Annotated in this window: 21 protein-coding genes and 1 pseudogene; 11 read left to right on the forward strand and 11 right to left on the reverse strand. The window is 70.6% G+C overall.

What is annotated here, in order from left to right; all coding sequences use genetic code 11:
- Positions 1-4 precede the first annotated feature (4 nt).
- Positions 5-265, reverse strand: a complete 261-nt coding sequence (locus tag ABZS40_RS21910) for a hypothetical protein (protein WP_354945164.1) — start codon at positions 263-265, stop codon at positions 5-7.
- Between the two features lie 198 nt (positions 266-463).
- Between ABZS40_RS21910 and ABZS40_RS21915 the strand changes: the two genes are divergently transcribed.
- Both ABZS40_RS21915 and ABZS40_RS21920 read left to right on the forward strand, forming a co-directional pair.
- A complete protein-coding gene (locus tag ABZS40_RS21915) occupies positions 464-2,038 on the forward strand; it encodes a helix-turn-helix transcriptional regulator (RefSeq protein WP_354945166.1) in 1,575 nt (524 codons plus the stop codon).
- Between the two features lie 7 nt (positions 2,039-2,045).
- Entirely contained in the window at positions 2,046-2,873 is an 828-nt protein-coding gene (locus tag ABZS40_RS21920; protein WP_354945167.1) for a GNAT family N-acetyltransferase, read from the forward strand.
- A gap of 6 nt (positions 2,874-2,879) precedes the next feature.
- Here ABZS40_RS21920 and ABZS40_RS21925 read toward each other — a convergent pair whose 3' ends face one another.
- Positions 2,880-3,890 (reverse strand): aldo/keto reductase, encoded by a 1,011-nt coding sequence (locus ABZS40_RS21925; protein WP_354945169.1) that lies wholly within the window; start codon positions 3,888-3,890, stop codon positions 2,880-2,882.
- A 116-nt stretch (positions 3,891-4,006) separates the two neighbouring features.
- Between ABZS40_RS21925 and ABZS40_RS21930 the strand changes: the two genes are divergently transcribed.
- The gene (locus ABZS40_RS21930) at positions 4,007-4,615 is read left to right on the forward strand and encodes a TetR/AcrR family transcriptional regulator (RefSeq protein WP_354945170.1); all 609 of its coding nucleotides are present in this window, start codon (positions 4,007-4,009) and stop codon (positions 4,613-4,615) included.
- 14 nt (positions 4,616-4,629) lie between these two features.
- Here the strand turns inward: ABZS40_RS21930 and ABZS40_RS21935 are convergent, their stop codons facing one another.
- The 3 genes from ABZS40_RS21935 to ABZS40_RS21945 all read right to left on the reverse strand — a co-directional run bounded on the left by ABZS40_RS21935 (position 4,630) and on the right by ABZS40_RS21945 (position 7,085).
- Complete coding sequence (locus ABZS40_RS21935) at positions 4,630-5,259, reverse strand: VOC family protein (protein WP_354945172.1); 630 nt, start codon at positions 5,257-5,259, stop codon at positions 4,630-4,632.
- Between the two features lie 67 nt (positions 5,260-5,326).
- Positions 5,327-6,517: an MFS transporter gene (locus tag ABZS40_RS21940; protein WP_354945173.1), complete on the reverse strand. Its 1,191-nt coding sequence runs from the start codon at positions 6,515-6,517 to the stop codon at positions 5,327-5,329.
- A 100-nt stretch (positions 6,518-6,617) separates the two neighbouring features.
- On the reverse strand, positions 6,618-7,085 hold the full coding sequence (locus tag ABZS40_RS21945) for a MarR family transcriptional regulator (protein ID WP_354945174.1): 468 nt from the start codon (positions 7,083-7,085) through the stop codon (positions 6,618-6,620).
- A 97-nt stretch (positions 7,086-7,182) separates the two neighbouring features.
- Between ABZS40_RS21945 and ABZS40_RS21950 the strand changes: the two genes are divergently transcribed.
- A complete protein-coding gene (locus ABZS40_RS21950; protein ID WP_354945176.1) occupies positions 7,183-8,028 on the forward strand; it encodes an SDR family oxidoreductase in 846 nt (281 codons plus the stop codon).
- Between the two features lie 77 nt (positions 8,029-8,105).
- Here ABZS40_RS21950 and ABZS40_RS21955 read toward each other — a convergent pair whose 3' ends face one another.
- Together ABZS40_RS21955 and ABZS40_RS21960 are read right to left on the reverse strand one after the other, a co-directional pair.
- Complete coding sequence (locus tag ABZS40_RS21955; RefSeq protein WP_354945177.1) at positions 8,106-8,996, reverse strand: pyridoxal-phosphate dependent enzyme; 891 nt, start codon at positions 8,994-8,996, stop codon at positions 8,106-8,108.
- A gap of 8 nt (positions 8,997-9,004) precedes the next feature.
- Complete coding sequence (locus tag ABZS40_RS21960; RefSeq protein ID WP_354945178.1) at positions 9,005-9,544, reverse strand: hypothetical protein; 540 nt, start codon at positions 9,542-9,544, stop codon at positions 9,005-9,007.
- 205 nt (positions 9,545-9,749) lie between these two features.
- Here ABZS40_RS21960 and ABZS40_RS21965 point away from each other — a divergent pair, with 205 nt between their 5' ends.
- From ABZS40_RS21965 to ABZS40_RS21980, 4 genes and pseudogenes are all read left to right on the forward strand, one after another.
- A complete protein-coding gene (locus ABZS40_RS21965; RefSeq protein ID WP_354945179.1) occupies positions 9,750-10,229 on the forward strand; it encodes an STAS domain-containing protein in 480 nt (159 codons plus the stop codon).
- Positions 10,230-10,266: 37 nt separating this feature from the next.
- Positions 10,267-11,481 carry a hypothetical protein gene (locus ABZS40_RS21970; protein ID WP_354945181.1) on the forward strand — a complete coding sequence of 405 codons (1,215 nt, stop codon included), beginning with the start codon at positions 10,267-10,269 and terminating at the stop codon, positions 11,479-11,481.
- Positions 11,474-11,656, forward strand: a pseudogene (locus ABZS40_RS21975) (hemerythrin domain-containing protein); the annotation flags it as partial. The gene ABZS40_RS21970 and the pseudogene ABZS40_RS21975, both read left to right, overlap by 8 nt.
- Positions 11,657-11,796: 140 nt before the next feature.
- The gene (locus tag ABZS40_RS21980; protein ID WP_354945231.1) at positions 11,797-11,928 is read left to right on the forward strand and encodes a hypothetical protein; all 132 of its coding nucleotides are present in this window, start codon (positions 11,797-11,799) and stop codon (positions 11,926-11,928) included.
- Positions 11,929-12,018: 90 nt separating this feature from the next.
- Here the strand turns inward: ABZS40_RS21980 and ABZS40_RS21985 are convergent, their stop codons facing one another.
- Both ABZS40_RS21985 and ABZS40_RS21990 read right to left on the reverse strand, forming a co-directional pair.
- Entirely contained in the window at positions 12,019-12,732 is a 714-nt protein-coding gene (locus tag ABZS40_RS21985; protein WP_354945182.1) for a GAF and ANTAR domain-containing protein, read from the reverse strand.
- 43 nt (positions 12,733-12,775) lie between these two features.
- On the reverse strand, positions 12,776-13,903 hold the full coding sequence (locus tag ABZS40_RS21990) for a DUF4185 domain-containing protein (protein WP_354945183.1): 1,128 nt from the start codon (positions 13,901-13,903) through the stop codon (positions 12,776-12,778).
- 247 nt (positions 13,904-14,150) lie between these two features.
- Here ABZS40_RS21990 and ABZS40_RS21995 point away from each other — a divergent pair, with 247 nt between their 5' ends.
- The gene (locus tag ABZS40_RS21995) at positions 14,151-16,235 is read left to right on the forward strand and encodes an N-acetylmuramoyl-L-alanine amidase (protein ID WP_354945184.1); all 2,085 of its coding nucleotides are present in this window, start codon (positions 14,151-14,153) and stop codon (positions 16,233-16,235) included.
- A gap of 16 nt (positions 16,236-16,251) precedes the next feature.
- Positions 16,252-16,584, forward strand: coding sequence for a DNA alkylation repair protein (locus ABZS40_RS22000; RefSeq protein WP_354945185.1), 333 nt, complete (start codon positions 16,252-16,254; stop codon positions 16,582-16,584).
- On the opposite strand, the gene ABZS40_RS22005 is transcribed toward ABZS40_RS22000, so the two are convergent.
- Positions 16,581-17,408, reverse strand: coding sequence for an SAM-dependent methyltransferase (locus tag ABZS40_RS22005; protein WP_354945229.1), 828 nt, complete (start codon positions 17,406-17,408; stop codon positions 16,581-16,583). The two genes, ABZS40_RS22000 and ABZS40_RS22005, sit on opposite strands and share 4 nt — an antisense overlap.
- A gap of 228 nt (positions 17,409-17,636) precedes the next feature.
- Here ABZS40_RS22005 and ABZS40_RS22010 point away from each other — a divergent pair, with 228 nt between their 5' ends.
- Positions 17,637-18,572, forward strand: coding sequence for a hypothetical protein (locus ABZS40_RS22010; protein ID WP_354945186.1), 936 nt, complete (start codon positions 17,637-17,639; stop codon positions 18,570-18,572).
- An 88-nt stretch (positions 18,573-18,660) separates the two neighbouring features.
- Here the strand turns inward: ABZS40_RS22010 and ABZS40_RS22015 are convergent, their stop codons facing one another.
- Positions 18,661-20,388, reverse strand: a complete 1,728-nt coding sequence (locus tag ABZS40_RS22015) for an IlvD/Edd family dehydratase (protein ID WP_354945188.1) — start codon at positions 20,386-20,388, stop codon at positions 18,661-18,663.
- Positions 20,389-20,467: the final 79 nt, after the last annotated feature.

A 20,467-nucleotide genomic window follows, 5' to 3' on the forward strand; every position in this document is an offset into this window, starting at 1 on the left:
CTCCTCACTCGGGTCGGATCGGGTGGGGCGCGGGAACGGATCCGCCGCGCAGCCGTAGCCGGGACGAGATCCCCAGCAGGGCATGCAGTCCGGGCCAGCCGTACTGGACCGCGATCGCGACCGGAACCGCCGCCGCGGTCGCCATCAGCACCAGGCGGGTCCACGCCGGAGCGTGACCACCCGCCCCGGTGCCGGCGTAGAGAACGAACATCAGCAGTACGACCCGGAGCCGACGCAGACCGGGGAGTTCGGTGAGCTGGGCCATGATTCGATGATCGGCACCGGATACCGCTCGTCGCATCACGTGATCGCGCCATAACCACGGGTCAAATCCCGGACGGCACTGGCCATTCCGCGCAATCCCGCCGGTTCGTCGATCTGGTCGCCAGTACCTGCCGGCATGGCTAGGCTCGGTCGCAGGACGGCCTTTCGACGCGCCTGGTAACAACCGGGGAGAACGCCATTGTCCGAATCACCCTTCAACGCCGGAACGCTCCCGGCCGACGACATCGCCACCGACGCCGAGCAACGACGGCACCGGCTGTTCGCCACGACGGACCAGCTCCGACTCGCCGGACGCGGGATGGAGGCGCTGCACGTCCTGGCGGCGGAGATCGCCACGAGTCGCGGCGGCGAACGCCACCGCGCCCTCCTGCTCGGTCGCCTGGCGCAGGTCGTGGCACTGGAGCAGCCGACCATCGCCCTCGCCGGTCTCCGGGAGGCGCTGAACCTCCGACTGGACGCCGGCAGCCGCGGCACGGTGCTCGCCCTGGTGGCCACGATCGCGGCCCGCACGGGACATCCGGACACCGATGCCCTGCTGCGCGATGCGGGCACCGCGCACGCCGCGTCGGGTGACCCGGCGTCCGCCCGTCACCTCGCCCTCGGCCGGGCCGCCCGCTCGCTCGCGCACGGTGATCTGCCGGGAGCCCAGGCCGTGCTGGCGGCCCTGGATCCGGACTCCTGGGCGGCACGCGCCGACGCTCCGTCCATCCGAGCGGAACGGATCCTGGTGCAGCTCGGCCTGGGCCGGCACCAGGACGCCCGGACCGCGACCCACCAGGCGCCCGGCGAGACCGAGCTCACCGGGCTGACCGCGCTGAACTGCCTGCGCATGGTGGCCGTGGGAGAGCTGCCCGAGGCGGCAGCGTTGGCCGTCACGACGCTCAGCTCCGGCCCGGCGGACCTCAGTAAAGAGGTCCGTGCCCTGTTGGTCGCGGTGATCGGCGAGGTCCGCTACCGCCGTGGCGAACACGACGACGCCCGCGCAATCCTCCGCACCTGCCTCGGCGAGGACAGGTGGCCCGACCGTACGATGTGGACCTTCGCGTTCTGCGTGGCGGTGCGCGACAGCGCCCTCAGCGTGCCGGCCGGCCTGCTCACCACTGTCGTCGCCGACCTGCACCGGTCGGTCCGGTCACTCCTGCCCGTGCCGCATTTCGGCCCCCGACTGGTACGCGCGGCGGTGGCGGCCGACGACACCCGGGCCGCCCGCCGGGTCACCGAACTGGTCGAGCTGGTCTCCACCCGTACTCCGGTGCCGCTGTGGCGTGCGCTGGCCGACCAGAGCCGAGGGTTGCGCGACGGCGACCCGGACGCCCTCCGGTCGGCGGTGGACCAGCTGCGCACCACCGCCGCCCGGCCGGCGCTGGCCGACGCGTTGCTCGACCTCGCGAACAACCCCCGGACGCGATCCGGGGAGGCGCGCGATGCCACGCACGAGGCGGCTGCCCTCTACGCCCGGATCGGCGCCCCCGGCGACCAGGCGATCGCGGACCGGCGCTGCGCCGACCTCGCCGCCCGCCCGCATCGCCGGCCGTCGATCGACGAGCCGCCAAGCCGGGGCATCGACGCGCTCACCCCCGCCGAGGAGCGGGTGGCCGAGATGCTCGCCTCCGGCGCCACGAAGAAGGAGGCGGCCAGGAGCCTCTTCGTCTCCTTCCACACCGTGGACACGCAACTCCGCTCCATATATCACAAGCTGGGCATTCACAATCGGATGCAGTTGGTGCGGGCCTGGGAACGCACCGGACGATAATCGGCCAATGACCACGCCAGCCGACCTGACCCCGCTCGCCGAGGCCGTGGAGTGCGAATTCATGCACTCCTACGAGTCGCACGCGCCCGGGCCCACGTACACCGATCTCGGGATCGCGACCACCCGCGTCGGCGGCGGTGTCGCCCTCGCCATGCGCAACGACCCCTCCGGCGGGTACTGGAGCAAGGCCCTCGGCTTCGGCACCACCGAGCCGTTCACCGTGCAGATCCTGGATCGCGTCCTCGACTTCTACCGGGAGCAGGGCGTCGACCAGGCAGTGCTCCAGCTCGTTCCGTCGGTGCTGCCCGCGGGCTTCGACGAGGTCGCCGCCGCCCGCGGGCTTGAGCCGGGAAGCACCTGGATCAAGCTCGCCGCCCGACCCGAGGACGTCACCGCCGCGCAGACCCGTCTGCGCGTCGCACCGGTGCCGGCCGCCGAGGCGCAGCGCTGGGCCGACGTGCTGCTCGCCGGGTTCGGCATGCCGACCGGTGGGCTCACCGACATGCTGGCCGCGACGGTCGGCCAGCCGACGTGGCGACCGTACGCGGCCTGGGACGACGGCGAACTGGTCGCGGGCGGCAACCTGTTCCTGCACGGCGAGGCCGCGTCGCTCAACGCCGCCGCGACGGCCGCCGGGCACCGCGGCCTCGGGGCGCAGTCGGCGCTGATCGCCGCCCGCGCCCGAGCCGCCGCCGAGGCGGGATGCCGGTGGCTGTTCGCCGAGACCGGCAAGCCCGCGCCCGGTCAGCAGAACCCGTCGCTGAACAACCTGCGCCGGGCCGGGCTGGTGCCGCTCTACGAACGCCGCAACTGGGTCTGGCGAGCAGCTTCCTGAACCGGATTACTTCTCGCTGTCGAGCAGCGCCATCATGGCTGTCGCGTACCGCTGGCCGGAGGCGGCGCCGGCCGGCACGGCACGCTCGATCTCGTCCAACGCGTCCTGGTCGAGCACCAGGTCGACAGCGGCCAGCGACTCGGTCAGCCGGTCGCGCCGCCGCGCACCGACCAACGGCACGATCTGTTCGCCCTGCGCCGCCACCCAGGCGATCGCCACCTGGCTGGTGGTGCCGCCCAGCCGCTGCGCGACCCGGCCGAGCGCCTCCACCAGGCGCAGGTTGGCGGCCAGGTGCTCGCCCTGGAAGCGTGGGCTGTTCGCTCGGAAGTCCGTGCCGGTCAGCGCACGGTCGGCAGACCAGTGGCCGCTGAGCAGACCTCGGGACAGCACCCCGTAGGCGGTCAACCCGATGCCCAGCTCCCGCAGCGCCGGCAGGATGGTGGCCTCCGGGCCACGGGAGAGCAGGGAGTACTCGATCTGGACGTCGCTGATCGGCGCCACGGCCGCGGCCCGGCGGATGCTGTCCGCGCCGACCTCGGAGAGCCCGATGTGCCGGATGTAGCCGGCCTGCTGCATCTCGAGCAGCGCGCCCACTGTCTCCTCGATCGGCACCTGCGGGTTCAGCCGCGACGGTCGGTAGATGTCGATGTGGTCGGTGCCCAACCGCCGCAGCGAGTACGCCAGCCGGTCCTTCACCGCCGCCGCCGACACGTCGTACGGTGCCGCCTGGAAGCCGCCGTCCGGTGTCCGGCGCGCGCCGAACTTCACGCTGAGCACCACCTCGTCGCGGCGACGCTCCCGCAGCACCCGGCCGATCAGCAGCTCGTTGTGACCCGACCCGTAGAAGTCCGCTGTGTCGATCAGGTTCACACCGGCGTCGATCGCCGCGTGCAGCGTCGCGATGCTCTCCGCCTCGTCGGCCGGCCCGTACAGGTCGGACATGCCCATCGCGCCGAGCCCGATGGTCGACACCTCCGGCCCGGAGGCACCCAACCGTCGCCGTCGTAGACCCGTCATGTCCCTCGTCTCCTTCGGTCGTCGTCGCGGTGCGTCGTGGTGTCCGGGCACCGCTGTGTACGCTGTGTCCATATAAGCAGTAAGTAGACACCGTGTCCATATAACCGGGAGGACCAGTGGCCGAGTTCACGCCGGATGCCCAGACGCCAGTGCGCCGTGGTCGCGGCCGGCGGCCCGCCGATCAGGTACGCGCGGAGATCCTCACGGCCGCCGGTGAACTCCTGCTGGCCGAGGGCATGGCCGGCTTCACCATCGAGAAGGTCGCCTCCCGCGCCGGGGCCAGCCGCATGACCATCTACAAGTGGTGGCCCTCCAGGGGCGCGCTCGCCCTGGACGGCTACTTCACAGTCGTCGCGCCCACACTGGCCTTCGCCGACACCGCCGACATCGTCGCCGACCTGACCAACCAGCTCGTCGCCTTCGTCCACCTCGTGCGGGACACCACCGCCGGGCGGGTCATCAGCCAGCTCATCGGGCAGGCCCAGACCGACCCGGAACTGGCCGCCGCCTACCGCGAGCGCTACTCTGGCCCCCGCCGGGCCCTCGCCGTCGAAACCCTCACCCGGGCCATGGCCCGGGGGCAGCTACGCCCCGACATCGACAGCGAATCCGTCGTCGACCAACTCTGGGGCGCCTGCTACCACCGGCTTCTCATCGCCGACCTGCCGCTCACCGAGGACTTCGCCCGCACCCTGGTCGACAACCTCATCCGCGGACTGCGCTGACGCCGCCCGCGACCTCACTCGGGCGGCTTGGCCCCCGACTGCTCGCTGACCATGTACGCCGCGTACCAGTCGGGCCAGTTGTCGTCATGCTCGCCCGTACGTTTCTCGTGCTCACCGTGGGCTGCGGCCGCGCGTCGAAGTGCGCTCGCCAGATCGCTCGTGGAGCCGAACGACGTGAGACCACCCTCGATGCGTCCGGGAAGCCTGGTGGTGATCTCCTGCATCAGCCAGGTGTTGCCGTCCGGGTCGCGCAGCGTGGCGCGCGAGAAGTAGCTGCGCCGTTGCGGATCCGGCCCGTCGACCGGGCCGTCCGGGCTGACGTGGAAGACGTCGCCGACCTCGACACCGGCGGCGACGAGGGTGTCGTGGGCCGCCTCGATGTCGGACACGATCAGGTACGCCATGGCCGAGCCGGGTGCCGCCGACGTGAGCCCGGGACCGAACTGTACGGAACAGGCGGAGCCGTGCGGCGTCAGCTGGACGATGCCGGGCGGGGTCTGGTCGAGCCGCCACCCGAGCCGTTCGTAGAACGCCTTCGCCCGGTCGACGTCTGACACCGGGATGACGATCACCTCGAGCTTGACGTCCAGGCTCTCGATGCGCGAGGTCGCACTCGCGTCGCCCTGGGCCACCTTCGGGGTCATCTCCGCACCTCCCTTTCTGATCATCACGCTGCTGCTTGTGTGAGTGCTCGGCGCCGGCTTCCCGGCATCAGCCCGGCGCCGTCCTGGTGGCCCTGCGTACCCCCAACAGGGCGACCAGAGCGAGGAGGATGACGGCGACGGAGTACTCGTCGGCGGTCCGCGGCAGACCGCCGGCGTAGACCACGAGGAAGCCGGCGATCACAGTGGGGAGGCCGAAGCCGACGTAGCAGACGACGTAGAGCACTGACAGCACGCTGGCGCGTTGGTGCGCCTCGACCAGCGGCATGACCGTCTTGAGGCTGCCCTGGAAGCCGCTGCCGAAGCCGACGCCCCCGAGCGCGAGGCCGACGAAGAAGCCCGGGATGGACTGCGCCATGACCGCCACCAACGTGACGATCATGCCCAGGATGAGCGCGACGATTCCGGTCAGGATCACTGTCCGCGCGGCGGTGTTGCGCAGCACCAGCACGGCGATCGACCCGAAGACGGCGAAGACGAAGAGGACCAGACCGCCGATCACGATCGACGTGTTCATGAGGCTGCGGATCAGCGCCGGGCCGAGCGCGCCGAAGAACCCGGCCAGCGCCCAGACCGCGAAGAGCACCGGGACGACGACCAGGACCGGCTTGCGCACCGAACGGGGCAGCGCGACGTCCGGCCGGAGGCTGCGTCGGGCCCCGGCCATCGGGCTGACCGTCTCCGGCATCAGAGCGACTCCGCCGGCCTGGATCAGCAGGATCACGAGCACCACGACGTACACCAGTCGCGTCGGCGCGGGCAGGAACTGGATGAGCAACGCCGAGAGCAGGGCGCCGCTTCCGGTGCCGATACCGGGGGCGAGGGAGTTCGCGAGCGTGCCCCGGGCCCGGTCGATGTCGAGCATGGCGGCGCCCACGGCGCCGGTGGCGGCGCCGGCTGCCAGCCCCTGCACGAGGCGGGCGACCAGCAGGGACGGAACGCCGTTGGCGAAGATGAAGACGACCAGCGCGAGCATCTGCACGGCGATCGCGACGGCCAGGACCGGTCGCCGACCGACGTGGTCGGACAACCTGCCGAACGTGAGCAGCGACGCGAGCACGGCGAGGGCGTAGACGGCGAACACCACTGTGGTGGTGACCGGCGAGAAGTGCCAGCGTTCCTGGTACAGACCGTAGAGCGGGGTCGGGGCCGCCGACGCGGCCAGGAACGACACCAGGATCGACGCCAGCAGCACCAGGGAGACCGTCGGTGTGAGTCGGGCCTTCCCCGCGATCGGCATGTCGGTGCTCCTCGGCTGCGTGAAAGGGCGGTCAGCCTGGGCGTTCCGCCGGCCCCCGGGGCCACGGCGGCGTACCCGGTCGGCGCCGGCACATGCCAGCTCAGCCCTCGGTGTCCTGGCCGGTCGCCGGGAGGCTCGCCACGCCACGGGCCAGCGCGTCCCGGAAGTCGCGGTACCGGTCGGGGCCGAGCATGTCGGCGAGTTTCTGCTCGATCAGGTGCACGTAGCCGTCGGAGGCCGTCATGAAGCTGAGGCCCCGATCCGTCGGCACGATCAACTTTGCCCGGCGGTCGGCCGGGTCGGGCGTACGCCGGACGTAGCCCAGCCGTTCCAGCTCGTCGAGGATCGCGCCCATCGTCTGCTTGTTGCGGCCGGCCAGCCGGGCCAGCTCGCCGGGGCGGGTGCCCTCGGCGTCCAGGTACGCGAGGACCGCCCCGTGGCGGGGCCGGACGTCGTCGAACCCCTGCTCCGCCGAGCGTCGAAAGATCTCCCGCTGGACGCGCGCGGAGAGCTGCACGGCCAGGATCCCGAGGTCGGGGTCCTGCACCTTCAGTGTGCTGCGCTTCATAGTTTGGTCCAATCATTGGACGGTACAACTTATGGACTATATCGTCGCTGGCGGCGACCGTGGTCCGACCTCGGTGCGCCTGACCGAGAGGATGACCATGACCATTCTGATAACCGGGGCAAATGGCACCGTGTCGCGGGAGGTGCTGCGGGAGCTGGCCGGCAAGCAGCCGGTCCGCGCCCTCGTCCGGGACGCGTCGCGCACGCCAGGGATCAACGGGGTCGAGTACGTCGTCGGCGACCTGGACTGCCCCACCACACTGACCCCGGCGTTCGAGGGTGCGACGACGCTCTGGCTGCTGATGCCGATGGGCCCACTGGCACCGAGCCAGAGCATGAACGCGGTGTGGGCGGCCCGGCAGGCCGGGGTACGGCACATCGTCCGGCTCTCCGCGATCGGCGCCGCGCACGACGCGCCCACCCGCAACGGCCGCCTGCACGCGCTCTCCGACGCGGAACTACAGGAGTCGGGTATCCCGTGGACCATCCTGCGCCCGAGTTTCTTCATGCAGAACCTGCTCGGCGCCAAGGCCGGTGAGCACCTCTACGGCCTCTTCGGTGACTCGCGGGTCGGCCTGATCGACGTCCGGGACATCGCCGCCGCCGGGGCAGCGATCCTCGCCGCGCCTGAGCAGCACCAGGGCAGGATCTACACGCCCACCGGCCCGGAGAGCATCACGCTCGACCAGGCAGCCGACGGCATCGCCCAAACCCTCGGCGAGCCGGTGCGCTACGTGCCGCAGAGCGCGGAGCAGGTACGCGACAGCCTGCTCCAGGCCGGCCTCGACCAGTGGTCGGCCGAAGTCCTCGCCGAGTACCGGGTCGCCTACGGCTCCGGATGGGGCGACTTCACCAACGACCATGTCGAGCGGATCGTCGGCCGGCAGCCGCGCACCTTCGCCGAGTTCGCCCGCGATCACCGCGAGCACTTCGCCGGCGTCTGATCCGTCGACAACTCGGCGCGGTGCCCTCCGGCGCGACTCCGCCGGAGGGCACCGCCGTGCGTACCCGGCCGGTGCCCCTACAGCTCGGGGTGGCCGAAGAGCCCCGGTAGCCCACCGCTGTGCAGAAAGACGACGCGGTCGCCGTGCGGAAAGCTGCCGGCCAGCAGCCCTGCCATCGCCCGACCGGTGTACGTCGGGTCCAGGAAGACCCCCTCCGTACGCGCGGTCACCTCCAGCGCCGTCCGGACGGCGTCGGTCAGCGTGCGGTATCCCGCGCCCACCTGGGTACCGTCGATCCGCAGCGCGTCCGGCTCTACCTCGCCCACGAGCAGCCCGGCGACCGTCGCCCGCGGGTCCGGCACGGCGCCGACATCCACGCCGATCACCCGCTGCGCGCCCAACTCCCGCACCAGGCCGGCCATCGTCCCGCCGGAGCCGAGCGCCACCACGACCTCGACCCCGTCCGCGTCCGCGTCCGACAACTGGGCCCGCAGTTCCCGACCACAGTCCACATAACCCTGGACCGACGCGGGAGCGGTGCCGCCGAACGGGATGACGTACGCCGACCGTCGCTCCGCCTCGGCCGCCACCACCTCGGCGAGCGGACGGTCCCCGCTCCAGACGATCTCCGCGCCGGCGAGTCCGTCGAGCAGCAGGTTGCCTCGTCGACGCTCCGGGGGCGGGCCGGCGAGCACCAGCACGCAGGAGAGGCCGAGCCGCGCGGCCGCAGCGGCGGTGAGCCGGGCGTGGTTGCTCTGCGGCGCCCCCGAGGTGATCAGCGTGGTGGCACCGTCGGCGACCGCCTGCGCGCAGGTGTACCGGAGTTTGCGGATCTTGTTGCCGCCCCCGCCGAGGCCGGTGAGATCGTCACGCTTGAACCAGAGTTCGGCCAGCCCCAGCCGGGCGGCGAGCCGCGGCGCGGCCTCCAACGGCGTCGGCCAGGTACCGAGGGGAACGGGTGTGATCATCCAATCAGCTAAGCACCCCGCGCCCAGGCGGCTGCCCGGGGCAGCGGACCGACGTCTGAGTGGCGACCGGGACGGAGCGCCGCGTGCCGCTGCCCGGGTCCCGCCCCGTCGCGGGCGGCGAGCACGTCGGCCACCGCCCCGGTGGCGAACGCGTAGATCGTCTTGTGCAACACGTCGATGGCGAGTTCGGGGCGGGGCCAGGTCAGTGGGGGCGCCCCCACGCCGGTGGCGTTCTCCAGGATCTGGTCGTTGGTGAGGCGCACCGCCGTGAACATCGTCGAGGCCCAGGCGCCACGCAGCCCGGCCTGCGCCATGACGCTGCGCAGCACGCCGACCAGCGCGCCCTGGCCGTAGTGCATCGCCAGGTTCTGCCACCGGGGCTGCTGCCCGGGGGTTTCCGGCAGGCCGGTCAGCCTGGCCAGAACCCGGGCCGGCACGTAGGAGTCGGGCCGACCGGTCACCCGCTGTTCGACCTTCTCGGCGGCAGTCATCACCGCCGCCCCGGCCAGACCCGCCGCCAGTCCCTGCCACACCGCTCTCTTCAGCATGTGCGGGCCCTACCCTGCGGGCGGTCACCTACACCCCGGATGCCGCTGGCCGACGCGCTGCCACTCGGCGGGTGGTGGGTTGGTTTGACCCCGAACACGGCGGGTAGGGTCCTTGTCGGGTCAAGACACGCGCCCTCCAAGTGGTCAACCTCGCCTCGGCACGCACGCGGCGGGGGGCCACCCTCGTCGAGGGCGGAGGCATCGCGTGACCGACCAGCATCCCCTACTCCGGTCTCCAGGACCCGACCCGCAGTACGGCCCGGACCGGCCGATCATGTCGCTGTCGTTCAACCAGGACGGCGCCGGCAGCCAGATCAGGGTCGTCGGCGAGGTCGACATGAGCAACGCCCACCTGCTCACCGAGCTGGTGGAGTTCCTCTGCCGCACACCCACGCCGCTGGTTGTCGTCGACCTCTCGGCGGTCCGCTTCTTCGGCGCGCACGCCGTCAGCGCCCTGCTCCACGCCGGTCACCTGGTAGCCCAGGTCGGGGGTCGGCTGACGCTTCGTGATCCCTCGCCGTTCGTCCTCCGGGTGCTCGGCGTCGCCGGGGTGCTGGGGCGCCTCAATCTTCACGGCACATCCCTGTCGACCGGTGCTCGCCTCAGCGGCGTCGTTCCACCCCTGCCCCGCCGTGCCGCACCGCCGCACAAGACTCTCGGCCCCTCCGTCGCCGCCCAACGGTAGGCGGCGAGCGGCCACCGTCCCCCCGACAAGGAGAGACATGTTCAATCCGTTGGACCACAAAGGAATCGCACTCGAGAACCAGATCCGCAACTGGCGTGAACTGAATGTCGAGCCGATCGACCCGGAGGCGGTGGACCCGTACACCCGGTGCCGGATCATCACGATGAACGGCATCGAGGTCGAGGCGATCAACTTCTCGCACCAGTTCGCCCGGAACTGCCCCGACCAGGAGGTCCGCCGACAGCTCGCCTACGTCCGGTACCTGGAGAGCCAGCAACAGCGGGTGGTGAACTGGCTGCTCCCCGGTGTCGCCAGTGTGCTGGAGACGACGCTCGGCTACGAGCAGGTGGCCGTCGACCTCACCGCCTGGGTGGCCCGCCACGAACCCGACCCCTACCTCAAGCAGGCGTACGAGTTCGGCGTGCTGGAGGACTTCGACCACCTTTACCGCTACGCCAACCTCTACGAGATGGTCGAGCGGCGCAAGGCGGAGAAGATCGTCGACGGGCTCACCGAGGTCATGCCCGGTCGACCGACGGTCCAGGAGCACCGGCATCCCTTCGACGAGGTCCGCACCCCGTACGACCGCAACTCGGTGGACCCGCGCTCGAAGCTGCACGCGTTGACGATCCTGTCAGCCGAGCAGCAGGTGATGTTCTACTACATGAACGTCGGCCCGCAGTACATGGAACCGATCGCGCGCCAGCTCTACCAGGAGATCAGCCTGATCGAGCAGGAGCACGTCACCCACTACGAGTCACTGCTCGACCCGGGTGAGAACTGGTGGGAGCGGCTGCTCACCCACGAGTACAACGAGTGCTGGCTCTACTACTCCTTCCTCCAGCAGGAGAGCGACCCCCGGATCAAGGCGATCTGGGAGCTGCACCTGCAGATGGAGCTGGCCCACCTCCAGCAGGCCGCCGACCTGCTACGCCGCCACGACGGCCGGGAGCCGGAGGAGATCGTCGGCAGCGTCGGCCTTCCCGAGCCGTTGACCTTCGAGCCCAACAAGGACTACCTGCGTCACCTGCTGGCCACCCAGATCGACGCGACCAAGCTCGGCGAGGGTTACGTCACCGAGGCCCACGAGCGCTTCGAGTGGATGCAGCAGCAACTGCACGACGGCCAGCAGCCGCCGAGCGAGCAGGTCATCGACATGCACCGGGAGCGCTTCGGCGACGAGTACCGCATCGAGACCGAGGGTCCGCACCCGGTCGAGTCCCTGCGCACCAAGGGAGGCAGCCATGCCTGACACCGACACCCCGGCCACCCCAGGGCCCGAGGAGGACGTCGTCGACCTGCTGCTCGCCCAGCACGCCCAGATCGAACAGCTGTTCCTGCTGGTCGTCGGCGGCACCGGCGACACCCGACGCGACGCCTTCGACGATCTGGTCAAACTCCTCGCCGCACACGAGACCGCCGAGGAGGAGGTCATCCACCCCCTCGCCCGGACGCTGCCCGGCGGGGGCGGTGACGCCATGGTCGACACGAGGAGCGCTACGAGTTTCCTCAGCTTCGCCAGCACGTTCCGGTCGGCCGGCTGCGCAGCCTCGCCACGGCCGTACGGGTGGCGGAGGCGTCCGCGCCCACGCGACCGCATCCCAGCGCCCAGTCCGCGAAGGGCAACCTGGCCGCCGGGCCGGTGCTGGCGGTCATCGACCGGGTACGCGACGCGGTGCGCAAGCCTTCGGAGAGCTGACAGGAATCAGCCGTCGCGCGATCTGTCGACAGGGTCGCCCGCCTCGTGCGGGCGGCCCTGTCGGCGAGCGGCGAACAGTCAGGGCGACACTCACCCCTGGGTTTTGCCCTCCGCCCGGGCGACGAGGGTCGCGGCGACGTCGTGCACCTTCCGGTTGGTGTCCTGAGAGATCTTGGACAGCAGCGCGAACGCCTCCTCGGACGAGCACCGCCGGCTCCCCATGATGATCCCTTTGGCCTGCTCGATCACCGCCCGGGTCCGCATCGCCTCCTGCATCTGCGCCGCCAGCGTGGCCGCGTTCTCGTACAGGTGCGCGTTGGCCAGTGCCACCGCCGCGTACGCGCCAAAGCCCTCGGCGCTGGTGATCGAGGACTGATCGAATGCGCTGGCCGAATCGCTGTAGATGTTCAGTGCGCCGACCACCGACCCCTGAATGGGAAGCCCGATGGAGAGGGAACTCCGCACCCCGGCGGCGCGAGCCCTCTCCGCCCACACCGGCCAGCGCTCTTCGGCTGCCATGTCCGGCACCGAGATGGTGTCACCGCTGGCGGAGGCGTCCAGGCAGGGGCCCCGGTGCTGCTCGTACTGCCATTCGTCCAACTGACGAGCCAGCTCGCCGGTGAACGCCCCGGTCCAACCGACCCGACCCCGCACCAGGGTGACAGTCACCTCTTTCGTTCCGGGAATGCTCGCCTTGGCGAGTTCGGCGATCCGGAGCAGCATGTCGTCGAGGCTGACCTCGTCGAGTCTGACCCGGCCCAGCTCGGCCAACGCGTCGGCGGAATCCATCGTCGGCTGCCTCATCGCAGGGTCCTACCCCCTGAATCACCCACCCACACAACCCCCGTCACACCGAGCCGGCGAACTGGCTGACGTGGTAGGCGGTGCTGCGGCCGTCCGGGGTGCGGGTCCATTTCGAGACCATCAGGTGCAGGTCGTCGGCGTTCCGACTGGACCAGGGGTGGATGAACCCACCGTAGAGCGCCGGCTCCTGCCAGCTCGTCAGCTGAATCTTCTCCCCCGTCCAGGCCCGGTCGGGTCCGGACGCGGTCCGGGTGACCAGACACCCGTTCTGGCAGTTGAGGTAGGACATCACCCAGGTCCCGTCGGCCAGCCGGCGCACCGATGGTTCGCCGAAGCGGCCGGTGAGGATGGGTGTGCAGGGTCTCCCCCAGCCCCAGTTGGTGCCGTTCCAGCCCCAGCCCTCGTACGACTCGGGGTAGAACAGCCGGTCCCACCGGACGCGTCGCAGCATCATCGGACCGTCCTGCCGCCCGGAGCGGACCGAGAAGACGTAGACGTACTCGCCGTCGCGCTGCATGGTCCACATCTGGAACGGGTCCTTGTTGTCCGGGCTGTTCCACCACTTCAGCGACGTACGGATGAAGTCGTTGCCGTTGTCGGAGAAGGCCAGCCCCGCGTAGCGGGACTTCCACTGCGGCCCGGCCGGGCCGGCGGAGTTCCAGTTCTCGATGCTCATGTAGGAGATGAGCTGCCGACCGGTCTCCGGAAAGCTGATGCCGTCGTTGGGGATGACGGTCACCTCGGGAAGACCGTCGATGCCGATGCCGTGGTGGCCGTTGTGCATCAGCTCCGGGGCCCGTCCGTTGCCGGCGACGCGTGCGGCACTGTCGAAGACGACTCCGCCCGGCGCGCCGGGGTGGACGGCCGAGCGCAACATGACCGGCGACCGCCAGTCGTTCGGCAGGGGTGGGCCCTCAGGCCACGGCGTGTCGAAGGTGTCGCCGAAGAGGTAGCCGATCGAGCCGTTCTCCAGCACGTAGGGGATGCCCAGATCGGTGCCGGCCACCCGCCATCGGCTGTTGGTGTCCAGGTCCGCGCCGGTCAGCCGCTTCTTCCAGACCGCCGCCTGGGCCGGAGCGGCCGTGGTCAGGATCGCGCCGACGGAACCGACCGCGCTGGCGGCCCCGATCGCGGCGGCGCGGCCGAGCAACGAGCGACGACGTACCCCCATGGCTGCCCTCTCCTGTCGCACTCGTCATGGCCGTGCCGCGGTGGTGGGTCTAGCGGTTGCGGGCGAGTAAACCCGCCGACAATCGCCGCTGTCAATACCTGCCCGCCCCGAACGATGCATTGAAGGAATTCTTCATAAAACATTGACAGACGTCAGCGCCCTGAAGAAACTCTCAGCAATCGGTCTCCGGTCGGTGGCGGTCTCGTGACGCCATCAGTCGACCATCTCCGACCCGACGAGGAGCAGCGTGAGACGTACTCTCCTGGCCCTGCTGGTCGCCCTCGGCATCGCCGGTACGACCGTCCCTGCCGCGCCGGCGCACGCCGACCCGGTCGGCACGCTGGGGCCGGCCGACGCGGCCGAACCCGCGGCGTCCGGCTCGCTCGCCGCTGACTTCGCCCGGGCCGCCGCCGAGTTCGACGTGCCCCGGGACCTGCTGGTCGCCGTCGCCTACGGTGAGTCCCGGCTGAACGGGCACGGCGGCCTGCCCAGCCAGGCCAACGGGTACGGGGTCATGCACCTGGTCAGCAACCCCACCCAGCACAGCCTGGAGCGGGCGGCCACGCTCACCGGCGAACGCGTGGACCGCCTGCGCTCGGTCACCTCCGCCAACATCCGGGGCGGCGCGGCGGTGCTCCGCGACCTGGCCGACGACGAGGGGCTGACCGGCGGGGCACGCGACCGGCTCTCCGCCTGGTATCCGGCGGTGGCGCGCTACAGCGCCGCCGTCGACGCGTCGACCGCCCGGCTCTACGCCGACCACGTCTACGACCTGTTGCGCACCGGAATCGCCGCCGGACCGGTACGGGTCGCGCCGCAACCGCTCCGACCCGAACTCGGCCGCTACGCGGGTGTCGCTCCCGCGGGCGCCGCCGGCGCGAACGTCGCGGCGGCGGTGCCGGAGTACGCGCCGGCCCGGTGGGTGTCCGCCTACGGCGGCAACTACCAGGCCGGCCGATCGGCGCGGGTAACCACTGTGGTGGTGCACGTGACCCAGGGGTCGTACGCCGGCACGGTGAGCTGGTTCCAGAACCCGTCGGCGGGGGTGAGCGCGCACTACGTGGTGAAGTCGAGCAACGGCGAGATCACCCAGATGGTGCGCGAGGGCGACACGGCCTACCACGCCCGCTCGGCCAATCCGTACGCCGTGGGCATCGAGCACGAGGGGTTCGTGGACAACCCGGCCTGGTTCACCGACGCCATGTACCGGTCGTCCGCCGCGTTGACCCGCTACCTCTGCGACAAGTACGGGCTCCCGAAGACCCGTGCGGCGATCAGGGGTCACAACGAGCTGCCCGGCAACGACCACACCGATCCGGGCCCTAACTGGAACTGGAACTACTACATCTCCCTGGTCAACGCCGGCGGCTCGGGAGGCCGGTACCTGGCGGGTTCACCGACGGACTTCACCGGCGACGGCCGCGACGACATCGTCGCGTTCACCCGCGGCTCGCTCAACGACGTGTACGTCTCGGCGTCCACCGGCTCCTCGTTCGCCGGGACGTCGGTGAAGTGGAACGACTTCTTCGGGCTCAACGACGAGACGTTGCTGTCCGGGGACTTCAACGGCGACGGGCGCGACGACGTCGTGGCGTTCACCCACGGCTCGCTCGCCGACGTGTACGTGGCACTGTCGAACGGGTCGTCGTTCGCCGGCGCCACCAAGTGGCATGACTGGTTCGCGCCGAACGCCGAGGTCGCCGCGGTGGGAGACGTCAACGGTGACGGCCGCGACGACATCGTCGCCTTCACCCATGACGGCGCCAGGGACGTGTACGTCGCGTTGTCCGCCGGGTCGTCGTTCGCCGGGACGGCGCTCAAGTGGCACGAGTTCTTCTCGATCGCCGGTGAGTACCCGGCCCTCGGCGACGTCAACGGCGACGGCCGCGACGACATCATCACCTTCACCCAGGGACCGGTCGCGGCGTCGGACGTCATCGTCGCCCTGTCCACCGGAACCGCGTTCGGAGCGGCGCAGACCTGGCACGACGTGTTCGCGGTCGGCGCCGAGCTGCCGCGCGTCGGGGACATCAACGGCGACGGCCGCGACGACATCGTCACGTTCACCTGCAACGCTGACGCCGACGTCTATGCGGCCGTCTCCACCGGCACCTCGTTCGTCGGCACCACCGTCAAGTGGAACGACTTCTTCTGCCTGCCCGGAGAGTTCCCCTACCTGGGCGACTACAACGGCGACGGCCGGGACGACGTCATCGCCTTCGCAAAGGGCAACCTCAACGACGTCTACGTCGGCCTCTCCACCGGCACCAGCTTCCTCGGCGGCGCGAAGTGGCACGACTTCTTCGGGCTGCCCAACAAGACCACCCTCTGACCCCAGGGAGACCGCGATGTTCGACGAGGCGTCGAGCCGGTTCGTCCAGATGGTCCCCGGTGGGTACGGCGAGGGCGACCAGACCCTCGGCATCTCCGTGCCCGACCAGCGCAGGGTGGCCGCCCGGTTCTGGCGCGACCTCTCGCTGGCCGAAACGACGAAGCTGCTCACCGAAGGCGCGCACGACCTCGTCCGGAAGGCGGTGGGTTGGATGCTGCGCGAGGTGGGCAGCCGGGACCGAGCGGCGGAGGAGGAGTTCCTCGCCCGCCGCTACCGGGTCATGCTGCGGTACGCGATCGAGAAGTTCGAACCGCAGCGTCGCCGCGACTACCTGTCCGGCACTCTCTAACTCTTGCGGCCCACCCCGCCGAAGGCGTCGATGTCGGCAGGCGTGTCGACCGCGTCGTCCGGCCGCCACTGCGGGCACGGCACGACGCCGGGCTCGACCAGCTCCAGGCCGTCGAAGAAGCCGGCGATCTCGTCGGGTGAGCGCAGGGTGTACGGGGTCGCCCCGCTGTCGTTGTAGTCGTCCTGCGCCTGCTGCATCTCGGCGCTGATCAGGCTCGTGCCGTCGTTCAGCGAGAGGTAGCTGCCGCTCGGCAGCGCCGCCACCAACTGCCGGATGATCGAGCGGGCCGCCTCGTAGTCGGGCACGTGGCCCATGACGCCACTGAGGATGAGACCGATCGGCTGCGCGAAGTCCAGCGTCCTGCCGGCCTCGGCGATGACCGCGGCCGGGTCGTGCAGGTCGCCGTCGATGTACGCGGTCGTGCCCTCGGCCGTGCCCACCAGCAGGGCGCGAGCGTGCACCAGCACCAGCGGGTCGCTGTCGACGTAGACGATCCGCGCGTCCGGCGCGATCCGCTGGGCCACCTCGTGGGTGTTGTTGGCGGTCGGCAGCCCGGTGCCGACGTCGAGGAACTGGCGGATGCCCGCGTCGGCAGCGAGGAACATGATCGAGCGGATCAGGAACTGCCGGGAGGCCCGGGCCACGTCGACGACGCCGGGGAAGACCTGGCGATACTGGTCCCCGGCCTCGCGGTCGACAGCGAAGTTGTCCTTGCCACCGAGCCAGTAGTTCCAGATCCGCGCCGAATGCGGCACCGACGTGTCGATCTTCTGCTGCACGTCGGCCTCACCAGCCTCGGGCCGGCCGGTCGTCGGCGATTCCATTGTCACGACGAACCCCCCATGTCGAACGCGTAAGCGACGTCGTCACGGGACGGCCCGGTCGAGGAAGTGGCCACCCGTGACCGTGCCACGGTATAGAAGGCCGAGGATTCGCACCACTCCCGGGTCACTCCACAGCAGACCCACCGGTCCGGCCGATCCCTCCCGCGAGGGAGTGACGTCCCCTGCCAGCGGGGTCCCCCCACTGCCGTACGGCGGCAGGATCGGTGCATGACGACATCGACACCGATCGTCGGTCGGAGCGTCCACGGCCTGACGTACGCAGTGCTCGGCTGGGCCGTGGCATACGGGGGCGTGCGTCTGGCCTGGACGGTCGGCGAGGCTCCGGAGTTCGGCCGGCTCGGGCTGGACCTGCTCGGCTTCACCGGCTGGTGGTCGGTGGCGTTGTGCGCGGCCGCCGGCGGGCTGGCGGTTGCCCTGGACCGGGTGACGACCTGGCGGCCGGTCCTTGCGGGGCTCGCCTGGACGGTCGCCGGAGCGCTGGTCGCGGCAGCCGCGATCCTGCTGCCGGAACTGGTGGGCTTCCTGCTGTTCACCGTCGGCCCGTTCTTCGACCCGCTGGCGTTCGCGAGCCGGCTCTGCTGTGTCACCGGAGCGGCCCTGCTCGCTCTGGCCACCGCGCGCTATCAGCGGCGCACCCGGGGCGACTGCCCAGACTGCTGCCGGACGGTCCAACCGGGCGCGCGACGCTCGGCACCCGCGCGGTGGGCGCGCTGGGCCGCGTACGCCACGGTGGGTGGTCTCGTGACCCGCTTCGCGGCCCAGTTCGTGGTGGGATTCGACCGCGTCGACCAGAGCGCCTCCCTGCTCGGGTTGGAGATCGGCCTGGTGCTGGCCGGAGTGCTGTTGCCACTGGCGCTGGTGTACCACTGGGGTGAGGTCTGGCCGGGGTGGGTTCCGCTGCTCGCCGGGCGCACCATTCCTCGTCCGGTGCTGCTGGTGCCCGGCTTCGGGCTCGGCGCGGGCATCGTGGCCTACTTCGGCATGGGAATAGTCCAGGTGTCGTCGGGCTCGCACAGCGAGTTCTCCGACGCGTTCCTGTGGGTGGCGATGTCGGCGTACCTCGTCATGGGGGTGGGCCTGGTCATCGCGTCCACCGACTACCACCTGCGCACCCGCAGGCAGTGCGGCACCTGCGACCGGTGACGGCACCACTGATTGTGGGCCGATTGCATTGAGAGGAATCGTTTGACGAATTAATGGGTTCCTCGTGGGCCTCGTCCGTTGGTGGCCGTCAGTGTGAGTGACGGGGCACGGCGCTGCCGCTGCCACCGACGAGGAAGTCGAGGTCCGCGCCGCTGTCCGCCTGGAGGACGTGCTCGCTGTAGAGCCGTACCCAACCCCGGTCGGCCACCGGCTTCGGAGGCTGCCAGGCGGTGCGGCGGTGGGCCAGTTCCGCATCGTCGACCAGGAGGTCCAGCCGGCGCGTCGAGACGTCGACAGCGACCAGGTCGCCGGTGCGTACCAGCGCTAGAGGGCCACCCACCGACGCTTCCGGTGCCACGTGCAGGATGCAGGTGCCGTAGCCGGTGCCGCTCATCCGAGCGTCGGAGATCCGCACCATGTCCGTGATGCCGTCGGCGAGCAACCGTCGTGGCATGGGCACGTTGCCCACCTCCGGAAAGCCGGGGTAGCCGCGTGGTCCGGCGTTGCGGACGACGATCACCGTGTCGGGGGTGACGTCGAGGTCCGGGTCGTCGGCGGCGACGACGTACTCCTCGATCCGGTCGAAGACGAGCGCCGGGCCGGTGTGCGTGAGGAGGTGGGCGGAAGCGGCGGAAACCTTCAACACCGCCCCGGACGGCGCGAGTGACCCGCGCAGCACCACGGTGCCCGAGCCGGCGGGCTGGAACGGCTCCTCCATGGTGCCGATGACGTCCCGGTTCCAGCACTGGGCGCCGTCGACGTTCTCCGCCACGCTCCTGCCGCTGACGGTGATGTGGTCCATGTGCAGCAGCGGGGCGAGTTCCTTCATCACCACCGGAAGGCCGCCCGCGTAGGCGAAGTCCTCCATCAGGTACGTCCCGGACGGCATGAGGTTGACGAGCATGGGCACGTCGGCGGTGAGGGTGTCGAAGTCCTCCAGCGACAGGGGGACGCCGAGGCGTCCGGCGATCGCGAGCAGGTGTACGACAGCGTTGGTGGAGCCGCCGATCGCGGCGTTGACCCGGATGGCGTTCTCGAACGCCTGTCTGGTGAGCACCGACGACAACCGTTGGTCCTGTTCGACCATGGCGACGATCCGACGCCCGGCAGCTTGCGCGAGCGCGTACCGCCGGGAGTCGACCGCCGGCACGGCGGCCGCCCCCGGCAGCTGCACCCCCAGCGCCTCGGTCACACAGGCCATCGTGGAGGCGGTACCCATGGTCATGCAGTGACCGCGGCTGCGGGACATGCCGACCTCCGCCTCGGAGCAGTCGGCAGCGGTCATCCGGCCGGCCCGCATCTCCTCGGTGAAGCGCCAGACGACGGTGCCCGAGCCGATGTCCTGCCCACGGAACTTGCCGTTGAGCATCGGGCCGCCGGTCAGCATGAGGGTCGGCAGGTCGACGCTCGCCGCTCCCATCAGCAGGCCGGGGGTGGTCTTGTCACAGCCGGAGAGCAGCACCACCCCGTCGAGCGGGTTGGCGCGGACCGACTCCTCCAGCTCCATCGCCAGCAGGTTGCGGTAGAGCATGGTCGTGGGCCGCATCAGCGGCTCGCCCAGGCTCATCGCCGGGAACTCCAGGGGCAGGCCCCCGCTCTCCCACACGCCCCGCTTCACCGACTCGGCCAGGTCGCGCAGGTGGGCGTTGCAGGGTGTCAGCTCTGACCAGGTGGTGGCGATGCCGATCACCGGGCGACCGTCGAAGACGTCGTCAGCGAAACCCTGGTTGCGCATCCAGGACCGATGGATGAACCCGTTGCGGCCTTCCGCACCGAACCACTCCCCGCTGCGCAGCGGTCGATTCGTCGTCGACATCAGCACACCTCTCTGTCATCCGTCCGGCCGCGTCCTGTGCGGCGATCAATGCGCGTGTGGTGGATTGCTGGCGTCGGTG

This window comes from Micromonospora sp. NPDC005324, from assembly GCF_040607155.1.
Lineage (GTDB): Bacteria > Actinomycetota > Actinomycetes > Mycobacteriales > Micromonosporaceae > Micromonospora > Micromonospora trifolii.